Annotated in this window: 15 protein-coding genes; 2 read left to right on the forward strand and 13 right to left on the reverse strand. The window is 53.1% G+C overall.

Translation table 11 applies throughout. The features are described 5' to 3' along the window. Positions 1 to 51: 51 nt before the first annotated feature. The gene (locus DW56_RS08055; protein ID WP_024551256.1) at positions 52 to 498 is read right to left on the reverse strand and encodes a DUF2000 domain-containing protein; all 447 of its coding nucleotides are present in this window, start codon (positions 496 to 498) and stop codon (positions 52 to 54) included. Positions 499 to 638: 140 nt separating this feature from the next. On the opposite strand from DW56_RS08055, the gene DW56_RS08060 reads away from it, so the two are divergent. Further along, positions 639 to 1,118 carry an Lrp/AsnC family transcriptional regulator gene (locus DW56_RS08060; protein WP_024551255.1) on the forward strand — a complete coding sequence of 160 codons (480 nt, stop codon included), beginning with the start codon at positions 639 to 641 and terminating at the stop codon, positions 1,116 to 1,118. A 32-nt stretch (positions 1,119 to 1,150) separates the two neighbouring features. On the opposite strand, the gene kdsB is transcribed toward DW56_RS08060, so the two are convergent. The 12 genes from kdsB to DW56_RS08120 form a co-directional block, all read right to left on the reverse strand. Beyond that, positions 1,151 to 1,897, reverse strand: a complete 747-nt coding sequence (gene kdsB / locus DW56_RS08065) for a 3-deoxy-manno-octulosonate cytidylyltransferase (RefSeq protein WP_024551254.1) — start codon at positions 1,895 to 1,897, stop codon at positions 1,151 to 1,153. Next, positions 1,894 to 2,076: a protein YcaR gene (gene ycaR / locus DW56_RS08070; RefSeq protein WP_024551253.1), complete on the reverse strand. Its 183-nt coding sequence runs from the start codon at positions 2,074 to 2,076 to the stop codon at positions 1,894 to 1,896. Before ycaR ends, kdsB begins: the two co-directional genes overlap by 4 nt. A gap of 51 nt (positions 2,077 to 2,127) precedes the next feature. After that, positions 2,128 to 3,360 carry a winged helix-turn-helix domain-containing protein gene (locus DW56_RS08075; RefSeq protein ID WP_024551252.1) on the reverse strand — a complete coding sequence of 411 codons (1,233 nt, stop codon included), beginning with the start codon at positions 3,358 to 3,360 and terminating at the stop codon, positions 2,128 to 2,130. A 42-nt stretch (positions 3,361 to 3,402) separates the two neighbouring features. Further along, complete coding sequence (lpxK, locus tag DW56_RS08080) at positions 3,403 to 4,380, reverse strand: tetraacyldisaccharide 4'-kinase (RefSeq protein ID WP_024551251.1); 978 nt, start codon at positions 4,378 to 4,380, stop codon at positions 3,403 to 3,405. Beyond that, complete coding sequence (gene msbA, locus DW56_RS08085; protein WP_024551250.1) at positions 4,377 to 6,125, reverse strand: lipid A ABC transporter ATP-binding protein/permease MsbA; 1,749 nt, start codon at positions 6,123 to 6,125, stop codon at positions 4,377 to 4,379. The genes lpxK and msbA overlap by 4 nt, the downstream gene beginning before the upstream one ends. A 36-nt stretch (positions 6,126 to 6,161) precedes the next feature. Continuing rightward, a complete protein-coding gene (locus tag DW56_RS08090; RefSeq protein WP_024551249.1) occupies positions 6,162 to 8,429 on the reverse strand; it encodes a ComEC family protein in 2,268 nt (755 codons plus the stop codon). A 203-nt stretch (positions 8,430 to 8,632) separates the two neighbouring features. After that, the gene (gene ihfB, locus DW56_RS08095; RefSeq protein ID WP_004387353.1) at positions 8,633 to 8,917 is read right to left on the reverse strand and encodes an integration host factor subunit beta; all 285 of its coding nucleotides are present in this window, start codon (positions 8,915 to 8,917) and stop codon (positions 8,633 to 8,635) included. Positions 8,918 to 9,008: 91 nt separating this feature from the next. Continuing rightward, positions 9,009 to 10,682, reverse strand: coding sequence for a 30S ribosomal protein S1 (rpsA, locus tag DW56_RS08100; protein WP_024551248.1), 1,674 nt, complete (start codon positions 10,680 to 10,682; stop codon positions 9,009 to 9,011). Positions 10,683 to 10,793: 111 nt separating this feature from the next. Continuing rightward, positions 10,794 to 11,480, reverse strand: coding sequence for a (d)CMP kinase (gene cmk / locus DW56_RS08105; protein WP_024551247.1), 687 nt, complete (start codon positions 11,478 to 11,480; stop codon positions 10,794 to 10,796). A 187-nt stretch (positions 11,481 to 11,667) separates the two neighbouring features. Then, on the reverse strand, positions 11,668 to 12,954 hold the full coding sequence (gene aroA / locus DW56_RS08110) for a 3-phosphoshikimate 1-carboxyvinyltransferase (protein WP_024551246.1): 1,287 nt from the start codon (positions 12,952 to 12,954) through the stop codon (positions 11,668 to 11,670). Positions 12,955 to 13,028: 74 nt separating this feature from the next. Beyond that, positions 13,029 to 14,114, reverse strand: a complete 1,086-nt coding sequence (gene serC / locus DW56_RS08115; protein ID WP_024551245.1) for a 3-phosphoserine/phosphohydroxythreonine transaminase — start codon at positions 14,112 to 14,114, stop codon at positions 13,029 to 13,031. A 162-nt stretch (positions 14,115 to 14,276) separates the two neighbouring features. Beyond that, positions 14,277 to 14,969, reverse strand: a complete 693-nt coding sequence (locus DW56_RS08120; RefSeq protein WP_024551244.1) for a DUF421 domain-containing protein — start codon at positions 14,967 to 14,969, stop codon at positions 14,277 to 14,279. Between the two features lie 139 nt (positions 14,970 to 15,108). On the opposite strand from DW56_RS08120, the gene ycaO reads away from it, so the two are divergent. After that, complete coding sequence (gene ycaO / locus DW56_RS08125; RefSeq protein ID WP_029697267.1) at positions 15,109 to 16,872, forward strand: 30S ribosomal protein S12 methylthiotransferase accessory factor YcaO; 1,764 nt, start codon at positions 15,109 to 15,111, stop codon at positions 16,870 to 16,872. The last annotated feature ends 369 nt before the right edge of the window (positions 16,873 to 17,241 follow it).

Here is a 17,241-nt window from a genome sequence, read left to right on the forward strand (position 1 = left end):
ACTGGTACTTTTTATAATGGGCGTCCTTTCGCGAGATGTCATCTGATGAGATCAAGAAGCAGGCTGATTACCGCTTAACCGATACAGCGGCAGATGGCCGGTAAGTTTATTGATTTTCTTTTTAGGTCCCAGCAACCCGACCGCCGCCAGCCCAATCGCCTCGCTTCGCGCCTGTGATATCCGCTCGCCATATTCTTCATAGGTTTTGCAAGACTGCGCCAGCGTGCTGAAGGGCATGACCAGAATCTCCGGGTCGGATAACGCGCGGGCGAGCGTGGTGGTGAGCGGCTCCTCCTGCGTAAGCAAAATGGGTAAAGGCGCGTAGATAACCCCAGGATAAACGACCCCATCCTGGCTTTGCATCTCTGGTCCTACCAGATTATCCACCTGCCTGCCAAGGCTCACGCCGATAACGCTTGCCGCATTTATAGCGAGCCCCGGCGTTAACGTTTTCTCGACGATAATGGCGCATTTATGCTGGCTTGCATCGAATTTCATGTCGTCATCCTTACTCTGTTTAAATGTGTTAAGTGAAAAGAGAGTGTGACGCAGAAACAGCGGTTAAACTGACCTAATCTTGTTCTCTTTTTTATTAGTATGAAAAATATTTTCGCTTTCACGGTCAAAAAGGAAAAATCATGCCAGAAGTGGACTTAACGTCTGTTGATGTCACGTTACTGACTCTGCTGCAAAACGATGCGCGTATAACGAACCAGACGCTGGCCGAAGCCGTAAACCTTTCGGCTTCGCCCTGCTGGAGAAAAGTGCGAAGGCTTGAAGAAGAGAAAGTGATTCTGGGATATCACGCTGCGCTGGACAGGCGGAAAATTGGTCTTGGCGTAATGGTGTTTGTCCGGGTCAGCATCGACAGCCACAGCGAAGCGCAGGCGCGCAAGTTTGAACAGGAAGTTCAGGAGCTGGAAAATGTGGTGGCCTGTTATAGCATTGGCGGCGACGCCGATTTTTTATTGCAGGTGGTCGCGCAAAGCCTGGATGCTTATTCCGATTTCGCCATGTCAGTGCTGCGCCGCCTGCCAGGCATTAAAGCGATGCAGAGCATGTTCGTTTTAAAAGAGATAAAACCCTTCACCACGCTTCCGGTTAGCGCTTCGCAATAAGGTTAAAAAAACCGGCGCTATGGCCGGTTTTTTTAACGCATCTCTTTACGCACGCGCTCCAGATCTTCAGGGGTGTCAACGCCAGTACCGGGCACTTCCTGCGCAACATCGACATGAATTTTTTCACCGTACCAGAGCACGCGTAACTGCTCCAGCATCTCGATACGCTCAAGCTGGCTTGGTTGCCAGGTTACGTAGCGGCGAATAAAGCCAGCGCGATAGCCGTAAATGCCGATATGGCGCAGCAGCGTATCGCCGATAGCCTCATGAGACTGCGCGAAACGATCGCGATCCCAGGGGATGGTGGCGCGAGAAAAATAGAGCGCATTGCCTTCAGCATCGCGCACCACTTTTACCGCGTTCGGGTTGAATGCTTCTTCCGCTGAGCTAATGGGAACGGCAAGCGTCGCCATACCAGCAGCGCTTCGGGAAAGGTTATCGGCAAGCTGGCGGATGATGGCGGGCGGAATAGCGGGTTCATCGCCCTGCACGTTAACAATAACGGTATCATCTGCGAAACCGCATTTTTCAACCACTTCCGCCAGGCGTTCCGTACCGGACTGATGGTCGGCGCGCGTCATGCAGACTTCACCGCCAGCAGATTCCACAGCACGGGCTACTTCTTCGTGATCGGTCGCGACGATAATGCGTTCAGCGCCAGATTCACGGGCGCGCTCAAGCACGTGTACTATCATCGGCTTGCCGTTAATATCCACCAGCGGTTTACCCGGCAGACGTGTCGAAGCGTAGCGAGCAGGGATAATAACGACGAAACTCATGGCCTGGTCTCTTCAGCGGTGAGCGAACGGGCTTCATTTTCCAGTAAAACGGGAATGCCGTCGCGCAGCGGGAAAGCCAGACTGTCCGTTTTGCAGATGAGTTCTTGTTTTTCCTGATTGAAATAGAGTTTGCCGTTACACACCGGGCAAGCGATGATTTCCAGTAAACGATGATCCATAGTAACTCCTGATAACGCGGAATATTATTTCTTAGAGGATATCACAAGCGTTTAATTTACCGCGTCAATTTCCCACCCCGTATTCCAGTGCGAAGCCAGCGCCGCAGGCAAGGAGGCGCAGATGACTTGCTTCGCGCCCTGCCAGAGAGCAAATTCGCTAATGGCTTTTTGCAAACCTGCAACCATTCCCGCGCCAGGCCTTACGCCTTCTTCAAGCCAAAGGTTGATAACCTCAAGCTGCTGACGCTGGCGGTGCATTTTTGCATCCATTCGCCCCACTAACGCGCCCTGATGCAATAGCGGTAAAACAAAGTAGCCATACTGCCGTTTTTGCGCCGGGGTATAGCACTCCAGACGATAAGAAAAATCAAAAAACTGTTCGGCGCGACGGCGATCCCAGACTACGGGATCGAAAGGCGACAGCACTGCGCTGTGCGTAGCATTTAGTTTATTCGCCTGCGCTTGTGATAACAGCGGTAAAAGCGACTGATGCAGCCACATCGGGCCAAGCCGCTCGACGTCGACTTGCACGACCCGCCCTTCCCTTTGCCACTCTTCCAGTAAAGGCAGAGCCTTAATATTGCGTAAGCGGTAATAGTCCGCCAGCCAGTCGGCGCGAAAAATACCAAGGCTTCGGGCGCTGTTTTCCAGCATTTTCACTTCAGCATGCGCCTGTTCAATTAAATGAAGCGCATCATCCCAGTGCGGCAGTACCCGGGAAGTGAGGTCGTAAACGCGCTGGAAATTGCGCCGCTCTACCACCATGACTTTACCGGCGGTAAATAGCCCCTCCAGATGCTTCTTATGGGGTTTCCATTCCCACCAGCCGCTTGCGCCTTTGTGCGGATGCTCAAAATCTGCGGAGCGAACCGGACCATTAAGTTCAATATGCTCAAGCAATTGCGCAATTTCTTGCGCATGTTCCGTCATCCATTCCGGGCGGTATTTCCAGCCCATCTTTTCCGGATTCAACATGCGATGGCGCACCAGGGCAAAATCGCTTCGCGGCATGAAACAGGCTTCGTGCGCCCAATATTCCATTAGCTCGCCGCGCGCCAGCGCTTCGTCGAGCCACACATTTGGAAAGCGGCCGAGACGGCTGAAAAGCACCAGATAAGGACTGCGTGCGACAATGTTAATCGTGTCTATCTGCAACAGCGACATGCGGGAAACGGTGGCGAGAATATCTTCTTGCCGGGCGAAACGGCGGGGCTTCTTCAGCAGGCCCTGCGCCGCCAGATGAAGATGCCGCGCCGCGCGCAAAGAGAGGTTTATTCGGGACATGGCTTCGGCTTCCTGTCAGAAAAGATGCGAAGCCGAAAAGGGCTAACGCACCAGTGCGTGTAAGGTATCCACCAGTTCATCAGCCTGCGAACCGGCAAATGTGGCATCAACCGGCAGGTACCACCACTGCGGACGCGCGAATTCGCGACATTTCACCGCATCCTTCTCCGTCATCACCAGAGACTGCTTATCGTTGATAAACGCAGCCACTTGCGCTTCGTCCAGTGCCTGATGATCGGCAAGGCTGATGGTCTTGACCGGCTGAACGCCAGCCTGTTCCAGCGTGGCGAAAAAACGCGGCGGATGGCCAATTCCCGCCATGGCGACGACCTGCGGCAAGCTGTCAACGGAACGTTTTTCCCCCGTTTGCAGGTTGATGGCAAGGCCAGGCTGAAGGGTCATGGCAATTTCGCCTGTATGCGCTTCGCCGCCATTGGTGATAACCGCATCCACGCTACGAAGCCTTCCGGCGCGCTCGCGCATCGGACCTGCCGGCAGCCACCAGCCGTTGCCAAAGCGTCGCGCGCCGTCAATGACCACGATTTCTTTGTCTCTGGCCAGCGCGTAATGTTGCAGGCCGTCATCGGTAATAATGATTTGCAGCGGATGCGCAGCAAGCAGCGCCTTGACCGCATCGGCCCGCACCGGAGAAACAGCAACAGGCGCGCCAGTTCGCTGAAAAATTAATACCGGTTCGTCGCCCGCTTCGCCAGTGGAGGTCTGCGGCGTTAAAAGCAGAGGATAATGGGCTGCTTTACCGCCATAGCCCCGCGATACCACACCAACCCGCACGCCGCGCCGTTGCAGTTGTTCAACCAGCCAGACCACGACCGGCGTTTTACCATTACCGCCCGCAGTAAGGTTGCCTACCACCACAACCGGTACCGGAGCGCGCCAGGCGCGACGCAGGCCAAGCCGGTAGCTCAACTTAATCAGGCCGCTTACCAACCCATAGAGCCAGGAAAAAGGCAACAGCAGCAGCCACAGCGGAGACTGACCGGACCAGATGCGCTCAATCATTCGCCAAACTGCATTTTATGAAGCTGAGCATAAACGCCGCCATGGGCAAGCAATGCCGCATGATTGCCGCGTTCGACAATACGGCCATCTTCCACCACGACTATCTCATCAGCCTGTTCGATGGTGGAAAGCCGATGTGCGATAACCAGCGAAGTACGGTTTTTTTGCAGCTCATCCAGCGCAGCCTGAATGGCTCGTTCAGATTCCGTATCCAGCGCCGACGTCGCTTCATCCAGAATAAGAATGGGGCTGTCGCGCAGCAGCGCGCGGGCGATGGCGATACGTTGACGCTGACCGCCGGAAAGCAGCACGCCGTTTTCGCCAATGACGGTATCCAGACCGTTATCCATTTTGTTGATGAAGTCCATGGCATAGGCCATACGGGCGGCTTTTTCGATATCTTCGCGGCTGTAATCTTCCGTACGAGCATAGGCGATGTTGTTCGCAATGGTGTCGTTAAACAGATGAACGTTCTGAGAAACCAGCGCAACCTGATTACGTAAAGATGAGAGCGTATATTCACGCAGATCATGGCCGTCCATCAGGATTTCGCCGTCGTCAATATCGTAAAAACGGGTGATAAGACTGGCGATGGTTGATTTACCCGACCCCGAACGGCCTACCAGCGCCACGGTTTTCCCTGCCGGGATAGTCAGGTTGATATCGCGCAGAGCGGGAATATCACGCCCCGGATAAGTGAACGTAACATGGCGAAATTCCACATCGCCTTTAGCACGTTCAATAACGCGCGTCCCTTCATCTTTTTCCTGCTCGCTGTCCAGAATAGCGAACAGCGTCTGGCATGCCGCCATGCCGCGCTGGAACTGCGCGTTTACGTTAGTTAACGACTTCAGCGGGCGCATCAGGGCTATCATGGAAGAAAAGACCACGGTGATGGTCCCTGCGGTTAATGTTTCCATCACGCTCGGGAAGCTCGCTGCATACAGCACAAAAGCAAGCGCCAGCGAGGCGATGAGCTGAATAAGCGGATCGGATATAGAAGAGGCGGAAACCATCTTCATACCCTGAAGACGCATCTTGTTACTGACTTTCGCAAAGCGATCGGCCTCTACCTCCTGGCCGCCGAAAATCAGTACCTCTTTATGCCCTTTCAGCATCTGTTCCGCACTCGTGGTCACCTGCCCCATCGTGTTCTGCATATTTTTACTGATGCTGCGAAAGCGCTTTGAGACGATACGGATGGCAACAGAGACGATGGGCGCCAGGACAATCAAAATCAGGGAAAGCTGCCAGCTGTAATAAAACATCATAATGAACAGGCCGATAATCGACGCGCCTTCGCGCACTACGGTGATAAGCGCGCTGGATGAGGAAGAGGCAACCTGTTCAGAATCGTAAGTAATACGGGAAAGCAGCGTACCGGTGGACTGTTTATCAAAGAAGGCGACAGGCATGCCCATCATGTGATTAAACAGGCGACGACGCATGGTCATGACTACTTTGCCTGACACCCATGAAATGCAGTAGCTTGAAACATAACTGGTGATGCCACGCAGAACCATCAATCCTATCACTACCAGCGGCATCCATAGCAAAACAGAGCGGTCTGTTTTGCCAAAACCTTCATCCAGCAGAGGCTTAAGCAGCGACAGCATATAAGTGTCGCTGGCCGCGTTGAGGATTAACGCTACCGCTGCCACTATCAGCCCGGCTTTAAAAGGGGCGATAATAGGCCAGAGACGGCGGAAGGTCTGCCACGTGGAAAGATCTTTATCGTTATGCATTCATAAAACCAGCATTTGTTGAAATAGCCGCATATTCTACCTGTTATCCGCAGGTGCGCCAAACCACTGATGATACCAGCGGGGCAAAATTTGCTCGCGTAACCCTTTTATTTGCCAGCCTTCTGGTGAAAAATCCACCGTTAACTGTCCTGACTGCGCCGTGTCGTACCAGCGATAGCCATGCCTGCCATAACGTCGGGTGACTTTCACAGAAGGCAAGCGCCAGGCGTTATAACGCGATACCGAAGCCAGGGCGGCTCTCCCGTCGACCTGCGACAACAGCTGTTCGCTGGAAGAGGTGCGGCTGCCATGATGAGGAACAATCAGCAATTCCGATCGTAGCGCCTGCCGGTAATTTTTTAACATAGTCAGCTCAGCTGGCGCTTCAATGTCGCCTGTAAGCAACACGCTGTTTCGCCCGTCGTTCACCCTCACAACACAGGAGCCGTTATTGCCAGCCTTTACCGCCCCGGCAAGAGGCCAGTGCGCTGTGAAGCTCAACCCTTGCCAACGCCAGTTTTCGCCTCGTAGACAAGGCTGATGGTGCGCCCAGCCCAACGCACTGCGGACCGTAAGGTGTGGCCAGGCGCGTAATACGCTCTCCAGCCCGCCGCGATGGTCAAGGTGTTCATGACTAAGGATAACCCCGTCAGGTTGCAGGTTGCGCCAGCGCAGCCAGGGAATGATGGTCTGCTGACCGCTGTCGCCGCCGGGCCAGGCGTTGCCCGTGTCATACAGCATTGCCCTGCCGTTACGCTCAATCACCACCGCAAGGCCGTGTCCGACATCCAGCATATGCAGCGACCACCCTACTTTTTTTTGTAGCAACCAAAGCGGCGTCGCCAGCAACCCAATGATGATGACAGCAAGCGCAGGCGAGAAAAAATGAAAGCGCAGCCGCCAGAGCACGATGCCAAACCAGGGCGCAAACGCCAGCCAGCAATAACGTTCATCAACGTCGAGCCACCCTTCAGGCAGATTACGCAGGAAGGCAAACAGGGTTTCAAGTAAGTTATCTGCAAGCCCCCATACACCCTGTTCCGCCCACTGCCATCCGGTAAGGTTAAGGAGCATCCCCGTAAGGATAAGCGGCACGGCCAAAAAGGTAATGGCAGGCACGGCAACCAGATTCGCTGCAAGCGAAGTCAGGCTCACGCCATGAAAAAGCACGAGCTGAACAGGCATTAGCAGCAGTGTTATGCCGGCTTGTAAGTGCGCTAATTTCAGGGGAAATCGCCACCAGACTTTTGCCTGCTTAAAAGGAAAGGGAACCCACTGGTACCAGAAAATAAGCGCAGCGACAGCGAATGCAGATAACCACAGACTTTCAGAAAGTATGGCCGTTGGTTCAATAAAGAGTATGCCTGCCACGCAGCAGAGCCAGACTTGCCAGGGGGTCCAGTTTCGACCGCTAAGGCGCAGCAGGCTCCAGAGAAAAATAGCGACCAGTGTCCGCACCGCGGGAGGGTTACTGCCAGCAAGCCATGTATAAACTGAGGCGCTTATCAGCATTGTCAGTAACGGAAAGCGATAACCGATACGGTGTGCCGGTAACGAAAGCTGTAATAAGCGCGCCAGAAGCCAACCAAGCGATCCGGCAAGTCCGATATGCAGTCCGGATATCGCCATCAGATGCGCAGTGCCAGTGTTGCGCAGCAGCATTTTAATTTCAGGGCTAAGCTTAAGCCGCTCGCCAAAACCCAGTGCCAGGATGACATCCCGCCAGGCAAACGGCGTAAGCGATGCGCTAACAGACGCGATATAACGTGAGCGCCAGTTGCAGTCGCCGCCCTTAATCCGCGCCTCGATTATTCTGCCCGTAAGCGGCATACGCTGCGACAGCGCATAGCGCTGGTTATCAAATCCGCCTTCGTTTAATTGCCCGTGCACCGGGCGCAACCGCAGCGTCATATCCATGCGCTGCCCGACACAAACATGCTCGGGTAGATAGCTCCCTCGCAACACCACGCCGATGGCGGGAAAAACCCAGCGGTTATTAATTCTGGTGATATTGATTTGATGTTCCGTCGCGCCATCGGTGCGGATAACCACCGCTTCCACGCGCTGGTTACCTGATAAAAGCGAGTTAAAAGGCCAGCCAAGTTCTCTGGCAGCCAGCACTGACCAACAAAAAAAGAGTACTGTGCAGGCAAAGTGCTTCTGACTGCCTTTCAGCCATCGGCAACCACTGCAAGCCAGTAGAGCAACAAATAGGGTTATGCCTTCGGCAGGAAGCGCCGGAAGGAACAACAACGGTAGCGCTCCAAAAATTACGCACAGGCAGAGAGCCGGAAGAGTAAGCATGACGACCTCCTTGTCAGGAGACAGTTTGCTTATCTGGCTTAACGTTGTCAGCGACAGAACAACCGTGTTGCGAGGCGCAGCGAGAGATATTGCTGTAGTTGCAGCGCTTGCGTTAAGCAGTACGAGCAGGCTCGCATCTTAAAAAAACACAAAAAAAATCGGCACCCTGAAAGGTGCCGATTTTTACTGTTCAAGCCTGAGGCTTAACCATAAATGTTGGCGCGGTCACGTAACTCTTTACCTGGTTTAAAGTGCGGAACGTATTTACCTTCCAGTTCCACTTTGTCGCCGGTTTTGGGATTACGTCCGGTGCGAGGAGCGCGATAGTGTAAGGAGAAGCTGCCGAAACCCCGGATTTCAATACGCTCGCCCTGGGCAAGAGTAGAGGCCATATGTTCCAGCATCTCTTTTACCGCATCTTCCACCGCTTTCGCCGGGATATGGGAGTGCTGGCTTGCAAGTCTTTCTATGAGTTCTGACTTGGTCATGTTTCCTCCGGTTTTCTTCCATTACGGAAAATTATTACAGCTATCATCGAACAAGGGCGGCCGAAGCCGCCCTGATTTAGCGCCCGGACGATTACTCGCCTTTAGCTGCTTTGAACGCTTCAGCCATTGCGTTAGAGAAGTTGCCTTCTTCCTGTTTGTTGTTAACAGAAGCGATTGCATCTTTCTCGTCTGCTTCGTCTTTAGCACGAACAGACAGGCTTACTACGCGGTTCTTACGGTCAACGCCAGTGAATTTAGCTTCAACGTCGTCGCCTACGTTCAGAACCAGAGTAGCGTCTTCTACGCGGTCACGAGAAGCTTCAGAAGCGCGCAGGTAACCTTCAACGCCGTCTGCTAATTCAACTGTAGCACCTTTCGCGTCAACTGCCGTTACTTTACCAGTAACGATAGCGCCTTTCTTGTTCAGCGCAACGTAGTTGTTGAACGGATCTTCCGCCAGCTGCTTAACGCCCAGGGAGATACGCTCGCGCTCTGCGTCAACCTGCAGAACAACGGCTGCGATTTCGTCGCCTTTTTTGTATTCACGAACTGCTTCTTCGCCTGCAACGTTCCAGGAGATGTCAGACAGGTGAACCAGGCCGTCGATACCGCCGTCCAGGCCGATGAAGATACCGAAGTCAGTGATAGACTTGATTTTACCTTCAACGCGGTCGCCTTTGTTGTGGGTTTCAGCGAACTGCTGCCACGGGTTGGCTTTGCACTGCTTCAGGCCCAGGGAGATACGACGACGTTCTTCGTCGATATCCAGAACCATAACTTCCACTACGTCGCCCACGTTAACAACTTTGGACGGGTGGATGTTTTTGTTGGTCCAGTCCATTTCGGAAACGTGCACCAGGCCTTCAACGCCTTCTTCGATTTCAACGAAGCAGCCGTAGTCGGTCAGGTTGGTCACGCGGCCAGTCAGCTTGGTGCCTTCCGGGTAGCGCTTAGCGATAGCGACCCACGGATCTTCGCCCAGCTGTTTCAGACCCAGAGAAACACGGGTACGCTCGCGGTCGAACTTCAGCACTTTAACAGTGATTTCGTCGCCCACATTGACGATTTCGCTCGGATGCTTAACGCGTTTCCAGGCCATGTCAGTGATGTGCAGCAGGCCGTCAACGCCGCCCAGATCAACGAATGCACCGTAGTCAGTGAGGTTCTTAACGATACCTTTAACTTCCATGCCTTCCTGGAGGTTTTCCAGCAGCTGATCGCGCTCTGCGCTGTTTTCAGATTCGATAACGGCACGACGGGAAACCACAACGTTGTTGCGCTTCTGGTCCAGCTTGATGACTTTGAACTCAAGCTCTTTGCCTTCAAGGTGCAGGGTGTCACGAACCGGACGCACGTCTACCAGAGAACCCGGCAGGAACGCACGAATACCGTTCAGCTCAACAGTGAAGCCGCCCTTGACTTTGCCATTGATAACACCAGTAACGGTTGCAGCTTCTTCGTAAGCTTTTTCCAGCATCAGCCACGCTTCGTGACGTTTAGCTTTCTCACGAGACAGCAGGGTTTCGCCGAAACCGTCTTCTACTGCATCCAGAGCAACGTCAACTTCGTCACCAACCTGGATTTCAATTTCGCCCTGGGCGTTTTTGAACTGCTCTGCCGGAATGGCGGACTCAGATTTCAGACCGGCGTCAACCAGTACTACGTCTTTGTCGATAGCAACAACAACACCACGAACGATAGAACCCGGGCGGGTTTCGATTTCTTTCAGGGATTCTTCAAAAAGTTGAGCAAAAGATTCAGTCATGTTTAATCTTCAGAGTTTAAATTAACGTCCACCTGGCATCGTGCTGGATGGGGTTGTTTCACATACCCGCTGTCACTCCATTGCAGCGGGGGTACTGCAAATTCTGTCGCGTTATTTCGCGAGCGCCAGCTTTTCGCGGGCGTAATTCAGCGCTTTTTCAATGACTTGCTCAATACTCAGGCGGGTTGAGTCCAGCACTAAAGCATCTTCAGCAGGCACCAGCGGCGCTACTGGCCGGTTACGATCGCGCTCATCGCGCTCTTTTATCTCGGCCAAAAGGCGTTCAAAGTTAACACTAAACCCCTTTTCCTGCAACTGTAGCATACGGCGATGCGCGCGCTCTTCCGAGGAAGCATCGAGGAAAATTTTTACTGGCGCATCAGGGAATACCACGGTTCCCATGTCGCGTCCGTCGGCAATCAAACCGGGGTTTTCGCGAAAAGCGCGTTGGCGGCGCAGCAATGCTTCGCGCACGCGCGGAAAAGCGGCAACCTGCGAGGCGGCGTTCGCTACTTCCTGGGTACGAATCTCACCACTGACGTCTTCTCCTTCAAGCACGACTTCCAGCTCGCCGTTCTGGGCGATAAAACGCACATCCAGATGAGCAGCCAACGGCACCAGTGCTTCTTCGGAAGTTACATCGACATGATGATGCAATGCCGCCAGCGCCAGAACGCGGTAGATAGCGCCTGAATCCAGCAGATGCCACTGCAAGGCTTCAGCCATGGCTTTACACAGCGTGCCCTTGCCAGCGCCGCTTGGGCCGTCAATGGTAATTACCGGGGCGGATGCCGTCATCTTTTTCTCCTTCAATAAATGGCAGGCCTGCAACGTGAACGGCGCGCATTATACGCCCGTGCGCAACAGACTGTTATCTTTGCGACGAAATATCATCGTTATTGACGCTGAGTGTAGAAGAATTGGGCAAACGCGCTGTAAGGATATGTCATGAAAAGAAACCGCATCCTGGGATGCGGTTTGGCTGTCAGGCTGGTGTGCTAATGCGGGCAAGTTGCACGAAATAGTCCGGGAAGGTTTTAGCAGTGCATTTCGGATCAAGGATGGTCACTGGCGTATCGGAGAGCGCCACCAGAGAGAAACACATCGCCATACGGTGATCGTTATAAGTGCCAATTTCCGCAATCTGAAGCTTAGCTGGCGGCGTTATGCTGATGTAGTCATGCCCTTCATCCACTACCGCGCCGACTTTGCGCAGCTCCGTCGCCATGGCCGCCAGGCGGTCCGTTTCTTTCACACGCCAGTTATAAATATTACGCAGCGTCGTGGTGCCTTTAGCGAACAGCGCCGTCGTCGCGATGGTCATCGCCGCATCAGGAATGTGGTTCATGTCCATATCGATAGCGTTTAATTCGCCACGGCTACAGGCAATGTAATCATCGCCCCAACAAATTTTGGCGCCCATTTTTTCCAGCACATCGGCGAAGCGGATATCGCCCTGCACGCTGTTGCGTCCAATGCCGGTGACTTTAACCGTCCCGCCCTTAATCGCCGCAGCCGCGAGGAAATAAGAGGCTGAAGAAGCATCGCCCTCAACCAGATATTCGCCTGGCGACTGATATTGCTGGCCGCCGCGCACAACGAAACGCTGGTAATGTTGGTTTTCAACGTCAACGCCGAAGGTTTTCATCATGTGCAGCGTGATATCGATATAAGGTTTCGACACCAGGTCGCCTTTGATGGTGATGCTTGTGTCTTCAGACGCCAACGGCGCCGTCATCAGAAGCGCGGTCAGGAACTGGCTGGAAACCGAGCCGTCCACCTCAACCTGCCCACCCCTGAAGCCGCCGCGCAGTCGCAGCGGAGGATAGTTTTCTTGTTCCAGATAGTCGATTTGCGCGCCGCCCTGACGCAGCGCGTCAACTAAATGGCCGATGGGACGCTCTTTCATGCGCGGCTCCCCGGTCAGTACGATATTATTCGCGCCGAGGCATAGCGCAGCAGCGAGCGGACGCATGGCGGTGCCGGCATTCCCCAAAAACAGCTCAAGTTCGTTCCCGGCTTTCAGCGCGCCGCCCTGCCCCACCACTTCACAGCGAGTGCGGTCTTCAGACAAGGTATAAGCCACGCCCAGCGTTTTAAGCGCGTTGAGCATGTGGCGGACATCGTCGCTATCCAGCAGATTGGTTAACACCGTTGTGCCCTGCGCCAGCGCCGCCAGCAGCAAAGCGCGGTTAGAGACGCTCTTGGAGCCGGGAAGATTAATCGCGCCATCCACCAGCGCGATGGGTTGTAAGGTCAGGGATTCCTGCATGCGTTGCAAACTCTCACTTAAAACAGAACAAAAACCCCGCGGAAAGCCGCGGGGAAGATAATCGAAACCAGGAATTAACCGTGACGACGTTCGAAATCCACCATGAAGTCCGTCAATGCCTGAACGCCTGCCAGCGGCATCGCGTTATAAATAGAAGCACGCATGCCCCCTACGACGCGGTGGCCTTTAAGCGCATGCAGCCCGGCGGCAAAAGACTCTTCCAGGAAGCGCTTATCCAGCGCGCTATCGGCAAGCTGAAACGGCACATTCATCCGCGAGCGGTTAGCTGGCGCAACATCGTTGCGGTAGAAGTCGCTTTTATCGATAACGCCATAAAGCAGATCCGCTTTTTGCTGATTGATCTTATCGACTGCCGCAACGCCGCCCTGTTTTTTCAGCCATTTGAAAACCAGCCCCGCCAGATACCAGGCGAAAGTCGGCGGCGTATTGAACATGGAGTCGTTATCGTTCAGCACGGTGTAATCTAAAACTGAGGGACAAGAGACATGCGCTTTACCCAGCAAGTCTTCTCGTACGATAACCAGCGTCAGGCCCGCCGGGCCAATATTTTTCTGCGCGCCCGCATAAATCACGCCATAACGGCTGATGTCGAGGGGACGAGAAAGAATGGTTGATGAGAAATCCGCCGCGACAACGACATCGCCAAAATCGGGCGTTTCTTCAATAGCGATACCGTCGATAGTTTCGTTCGGGCAGTAATGCAAATAAGCTGCATTATCTGAAAGCTGCCATTCGCGCATCGGCTTAAGACCGCGCAGGCCGTTGACAGTCACTTTGGCGTCAATCACATTCGGCGTGCAGTATTTTTTCGCTTCTTTTACCGCGCTTGCCGCCCAGTAACCCCCGTCGACATAATCGGCAGTCGTTTTGTCGCCAAGCAGGTTTAGCGGTACGCCGGCAAACTGACCGCGCCCGCCGCCATGGCAGAACAAAACTTTATAATTAGAGGGAATTTGCAGCAGATCGCGTAAATCTTTTTCCGCCTCTTCCGCCACACCAATAAATTCTTTACCGCGGTGGCTGATTTCCATTACCGACGTGCCTAAACCCTGCCAGTCGACCAGCTCCTGTTGAGCCTGTTTAAGCACTTCAGCCGGTAACATTGCCGGACCAGAACTAAAATTGTAGACCTGACTCATTTCCCCTCACCACATATAAAGCAATACGTTTTTCCTGTGGATATCGGTTTTATCACTCAGGCGCAGGCGCTGCAACGGGTAATCCCGGCCGGGAGGCAAATGTGCGCTTAATCACACAACAGATTGCTCCGCCGCGTTGAAAAATAACGGACAAATCCGCTGTCAGGTAATGCGAGTGGCCTTGCTCGCTTTAACCCATACCTGATGCTTACAACGCGGGCATGGCTCGCGGTCGCCTGCGTGAAATTCCATGACTTCACTGCAACGCAGGCAAGCGTAATGACCCGTTTCAGGGATGATGGCAAACCGCTCGCGGCAATAGTCGGGAAGAATAGAAAGCCCGGGGCGCACTTCGTCATCAGGATAGAAATAGACGCTTATCTGCCCGTTCGTTTCAAGAATAGCGAGCCGGACCTGGCCTAAATGCTCCACGCCCCGCAGGCGCAACTCCATAAAAAACTCAAATTCCGTCATATTTTCATGTTTGAGTTTTTCCCAGGCGAGCTCCCCTTCTTCAATGATGTTGCGCGGTTTACCTTCGAGCAAATCTTCCATTTTCTCGCTGTGCGCCATCAGCCACATCGCCAGACGATAGAGCAACGCCAGCGTGACGAAAACCACGAAAACCGGCACCATCGGCACATCATCATAAAACGCCACGTCGCCTGCCGCCGAGCCAAGCGTCAGAATGATCAAGACTTCAAATAGCGACATCTGACGCACGCCGCGCCGGCCAGTGAGTTTCAGGAAGATGAAAACCAGTACGAAGGTATAGAGGCTACGCAACGCCACCTCGCCCAGAAACTCCAGCGGGACTTTATCCAGCGCCATCCTGTGCAAATCAAAAGCTTTCATATTTTTTAGCCATAACAGTTAGTTAACTTATTTAAGCATAGCGCGAGGATTTATTTTTGCCTCGCGACGGCCTGCGATAGCGCAAGTAAGGTAAAACCCGTATCATTGCGCGCTTTGCGTACGATAAAAGTGGATCCCCATGACTCAAACCTTCATCCCCGGCAAAGACGCCGCTCTGGAAGACTCCATCGCTCGCTTCCAGCAAAAACTCACCGATCTGGGTTTTAATATTGAAGAAGCCTCCTGGCTTAACCCCGTGCCGAATGTCTGGTCTGTGCATATTCGCGATAAAGACAGCGCGCTGTGCTTCACCAATGGCAAAGGGGCGACCAAAAAAGCCGCGCTGGCCTCCGCGCTTGGCGAATACTTCGAGCGCCTTTCCACTAACTATTTTTTTGCTGATTTCTGGCTGGGTGAAACCATCGCCAACGGCCCTTTCGTGCATTATCCGAACGAAAAGTGGTTTGCCATTCCTCAGGATGACAGCCTGCCGGAAGGCATTCTTGATGCACGCCTGCGTGAGTTTTACGATCCGGAAAACGAACTGACCGCCAGCATGCTGATTGATCTGCAATCGGGTAATGAAGAACGTGGGATCTGCGCTTTGCCCTTCACGCGCCAGTCCGATGAGCAAACTGTTTATATTCCGATGAATATTGTGGGCAACCTGTATGTGTCTAACGGCATGTCGGCAGGCAACACCCGCAACGAAGCGCGCGTGCAAGGGCTTTCCGAAGTCTTCGAACGCCATATCAAAAACCGCATTATCGCAGAGAGCATCAGCCTGCCGGAAATCCCTGCCGAGGTGCTGGCGCGCTATCCGGGCGTGGTGGCGTCTATTGAGAAACTTGAAGCTGAAGGCTTCCCGATTTTCGCCTACGACGGCTCGCTGGGCGGTCAGTATCCGGTTATCTGCGTCGTGCTGTTTAACCCGGCGAACGGCACCTGCTTCGCCTCGTTCGGCGCGCATCCTGATTTCGGCGTGGCGCTTGAACGTACCGTTACCGAACTGTTGCAGGGCCGCAGCCTGAAAGATTTGGATGTCTTCACACCGCCTACTTTCGACGACGAAGAAGTGGCTGAACATGCCAACCTTGAAACGCACTTCATTGATTCAAGCGGCCTGATTTCCTGGGATATGTTTAAGCAAGATGCCGATTATCCCTTTGTTGACTGGAGCTTCGCCGGCACGACTGAAGAAGAGTTCGCCACCCTGATGGCCATTTTCCAGGCGGAAGATAAAGAAGTTTATATCGCTGACTATGAACACCTGGGCGTTTACGCTTGCCGTATTCTGGTGCCAGGCATGTCTGATATCTATCCGGCGGAAGATTTGCTGCTTGCGAATAACAGCATGGGCGCGCACCTGCGCGAAACCTTGCTCGCCCTGCCAGGCAGCGAATGGGAAAAAGAAGACTATCTGAATCTCATCGCGCAGCTTGATGAAGAAGGCCATGATGATTTTACCCGAGTGCGCGAGCTGCTTGGCCTTGCGACAGGCAAAGATAACGGCTGGTATACCTTGCGCATCGGCGAACTGAAAGCGATGCTGGCGCTGGCGGGCGGCGATCTGGATCAGGCGTTGATCTGGACTGAGTGGACCATGGAGTTTAACGCTTCGGTTTTCACCGCTGAGCGCGCGAATTACTATCGTTGCCTGCAAACCCTGCTGCTGCTGGCTCAGGAAGAAGAACGTGAACCGTTGCAGTATCTGCATGCATTTGAACGCATGTATGGCAAAGAGGCTGTTGAAGCTGCAAGCGCAGCGGTAAGCGGCGAAGCGCCCTTCTATGGTTTGCAGCCTGTAGACGCCGATTTACATGCTTTTCCTGCGCATCAGGCTTTACTGGCCGCCTATGAAAAATTGCAGCGCGCTAAAGCTTCTTACTGGGGCATTAATTGATATAACGCATATCGCTGGCGCTTTCATAAGCGTATGTTTCATTAATAAGACGGGGCAATTTGATTGCCCCGTTTTTTATTATTATAAAAATTAATTTAATTGTAATTATTAAGTTAAATTAAGGTAAATCATTAAATTACTATTATCCTCCTTTGTTACCTTTTTACGTCAATACTTCACAATAATTAACGATAAAAAAGGAGGCCAGAAAAAATAATTCAACTCTTATAATAAAATTTAAAATAAATTTTCATAAGGATAATCAACTAGTTAATCTGGATATACGCTATTACCACGCGGTTTCCAGGCCTATAAACCTGGCGAGTTATGATCCATATCAAATTTTACTCTATACTGCTTTGTTAGTAT

Origin of the sequence: Franconibacter helveticus LMG 23732 (assembly GCF_000463115.2) — a bacterium.
Lineage (GTDB): Bacteria > Pseudomonadota > Gammaproteobacteria > Enterobacterales > Enterobacteriaceae > Franconibacter > Franconibacter helveticus.

What these genes read in the sequence shown, in the direction of transcription:
- DW56_RS08060 (WP_024551255.1), top strand. Translation starts at nt 639, where the DNA reads ATGCCAGAAGTGGACTTAACGTCTGTTGATGTCACGTTACTGACTCTG.
- msbA (WP_024551250.1), bottom strand. Translation starts at nt 6,125, where the DNA reads ATGCATAACGATAAAGATCTTTCCACGTGGCAGACCTTCCGCCGTCTC.
- aroA (WP_024551246.1), bottom strand. Translation starts at nt 12,954, where the DNA reads ATGCAGGAATCCCTGACCTTACAACCCATCGCGCTGGTGGATGGCGCG.
- ycaR (WP_024551253.1), bottom strand. Translation starts at nt 2,076, where the DNA reads ATGGATCATCGTTTACTGGAAATCATCGCTTGCCCGGTGTGTAACGGC.
- lpxK (WP_024551251.1), bottom strand. Translation starts at nt 4,380, where the DNA reads ATGATTGAGCGCATCTGGTCCGGTCAGTCTCCGCTGTGGCTGCTGCTG.
- rpsA (WP_024551248.1), bottom strand. Translation starts at nt 10,682, where the DNA reads ATGACTGAATCTTTTGCTCAACTTTTTGAAGAATCCCTGAAAGAAATC.
- DW56_RS08075 (WP_024551252.1), bottom strand. Translation starts at nt 3,360, where the DNA reads ATGTCCCGAATAAACCTCTCTTTGCGCGCGGCGCGGCATCTTCATCTG.
- DW56_RS08055 (WP_024551256.1), bottom strand. Translation starts at nt 498, where the DNA reads ATGAAATTCGATGCAAGCCAGCATAAATGCGCCATTATCGTCGAGAAA.
- ihfB (WP_004387353.1), bottom strand. Translation starts at nt 8,917, where the DNA reads ATGACCAAGTCAGAACTCATAGAAAGACTTGCAAGCCAGCACTCCCAT.
- kdsB (WP_024551254.1), bottom strand. Translation starts at nt 1,897, where the DNA reads ATGAGTTTCGTCGTTATTATCCCTGCTCGCTACGCTTCGACACGTCTG.
- DW56_RS08090 (WP_024551249.1), bottom strand. Translation starts at nt 8,429, where the DNA reads ATGCTTACTCTTCCGGCTCTCTGCCTGTGCGTAATTTTTGGAGCGCTA.
- ycaO (WP_029697267.1), top strand. Translation starts at nt 15,109, where the DNA reads ATGACTCAAACCTTCATCCCCGGCAAAGACGCCGCTCTGGAAGACTCC.
- serC (WP_024551245.1), bottom strand. Translation starts at nt 14,114, where the DNA reads ATGAGTCAGGTCTACAATTTTAGTTCTGGTCCGGCAATGTTACCGGCT.
- cmk (WP_024551247.1), bottom strand. Translation starts at nt 11,480, where the DNA reads ATGACGGCATCCGCCCCGGTAATTACCATTGACGGCCCAAGCGGCGCT.
- DW56_RS08120 (WP_024551244.1), bottom strand. Translation starts at nt 14,969, where the DNA reads ATGAAAGCTTTTGATTTGCACAGGATGGCGCTGGATAAAGTCCCGCTG.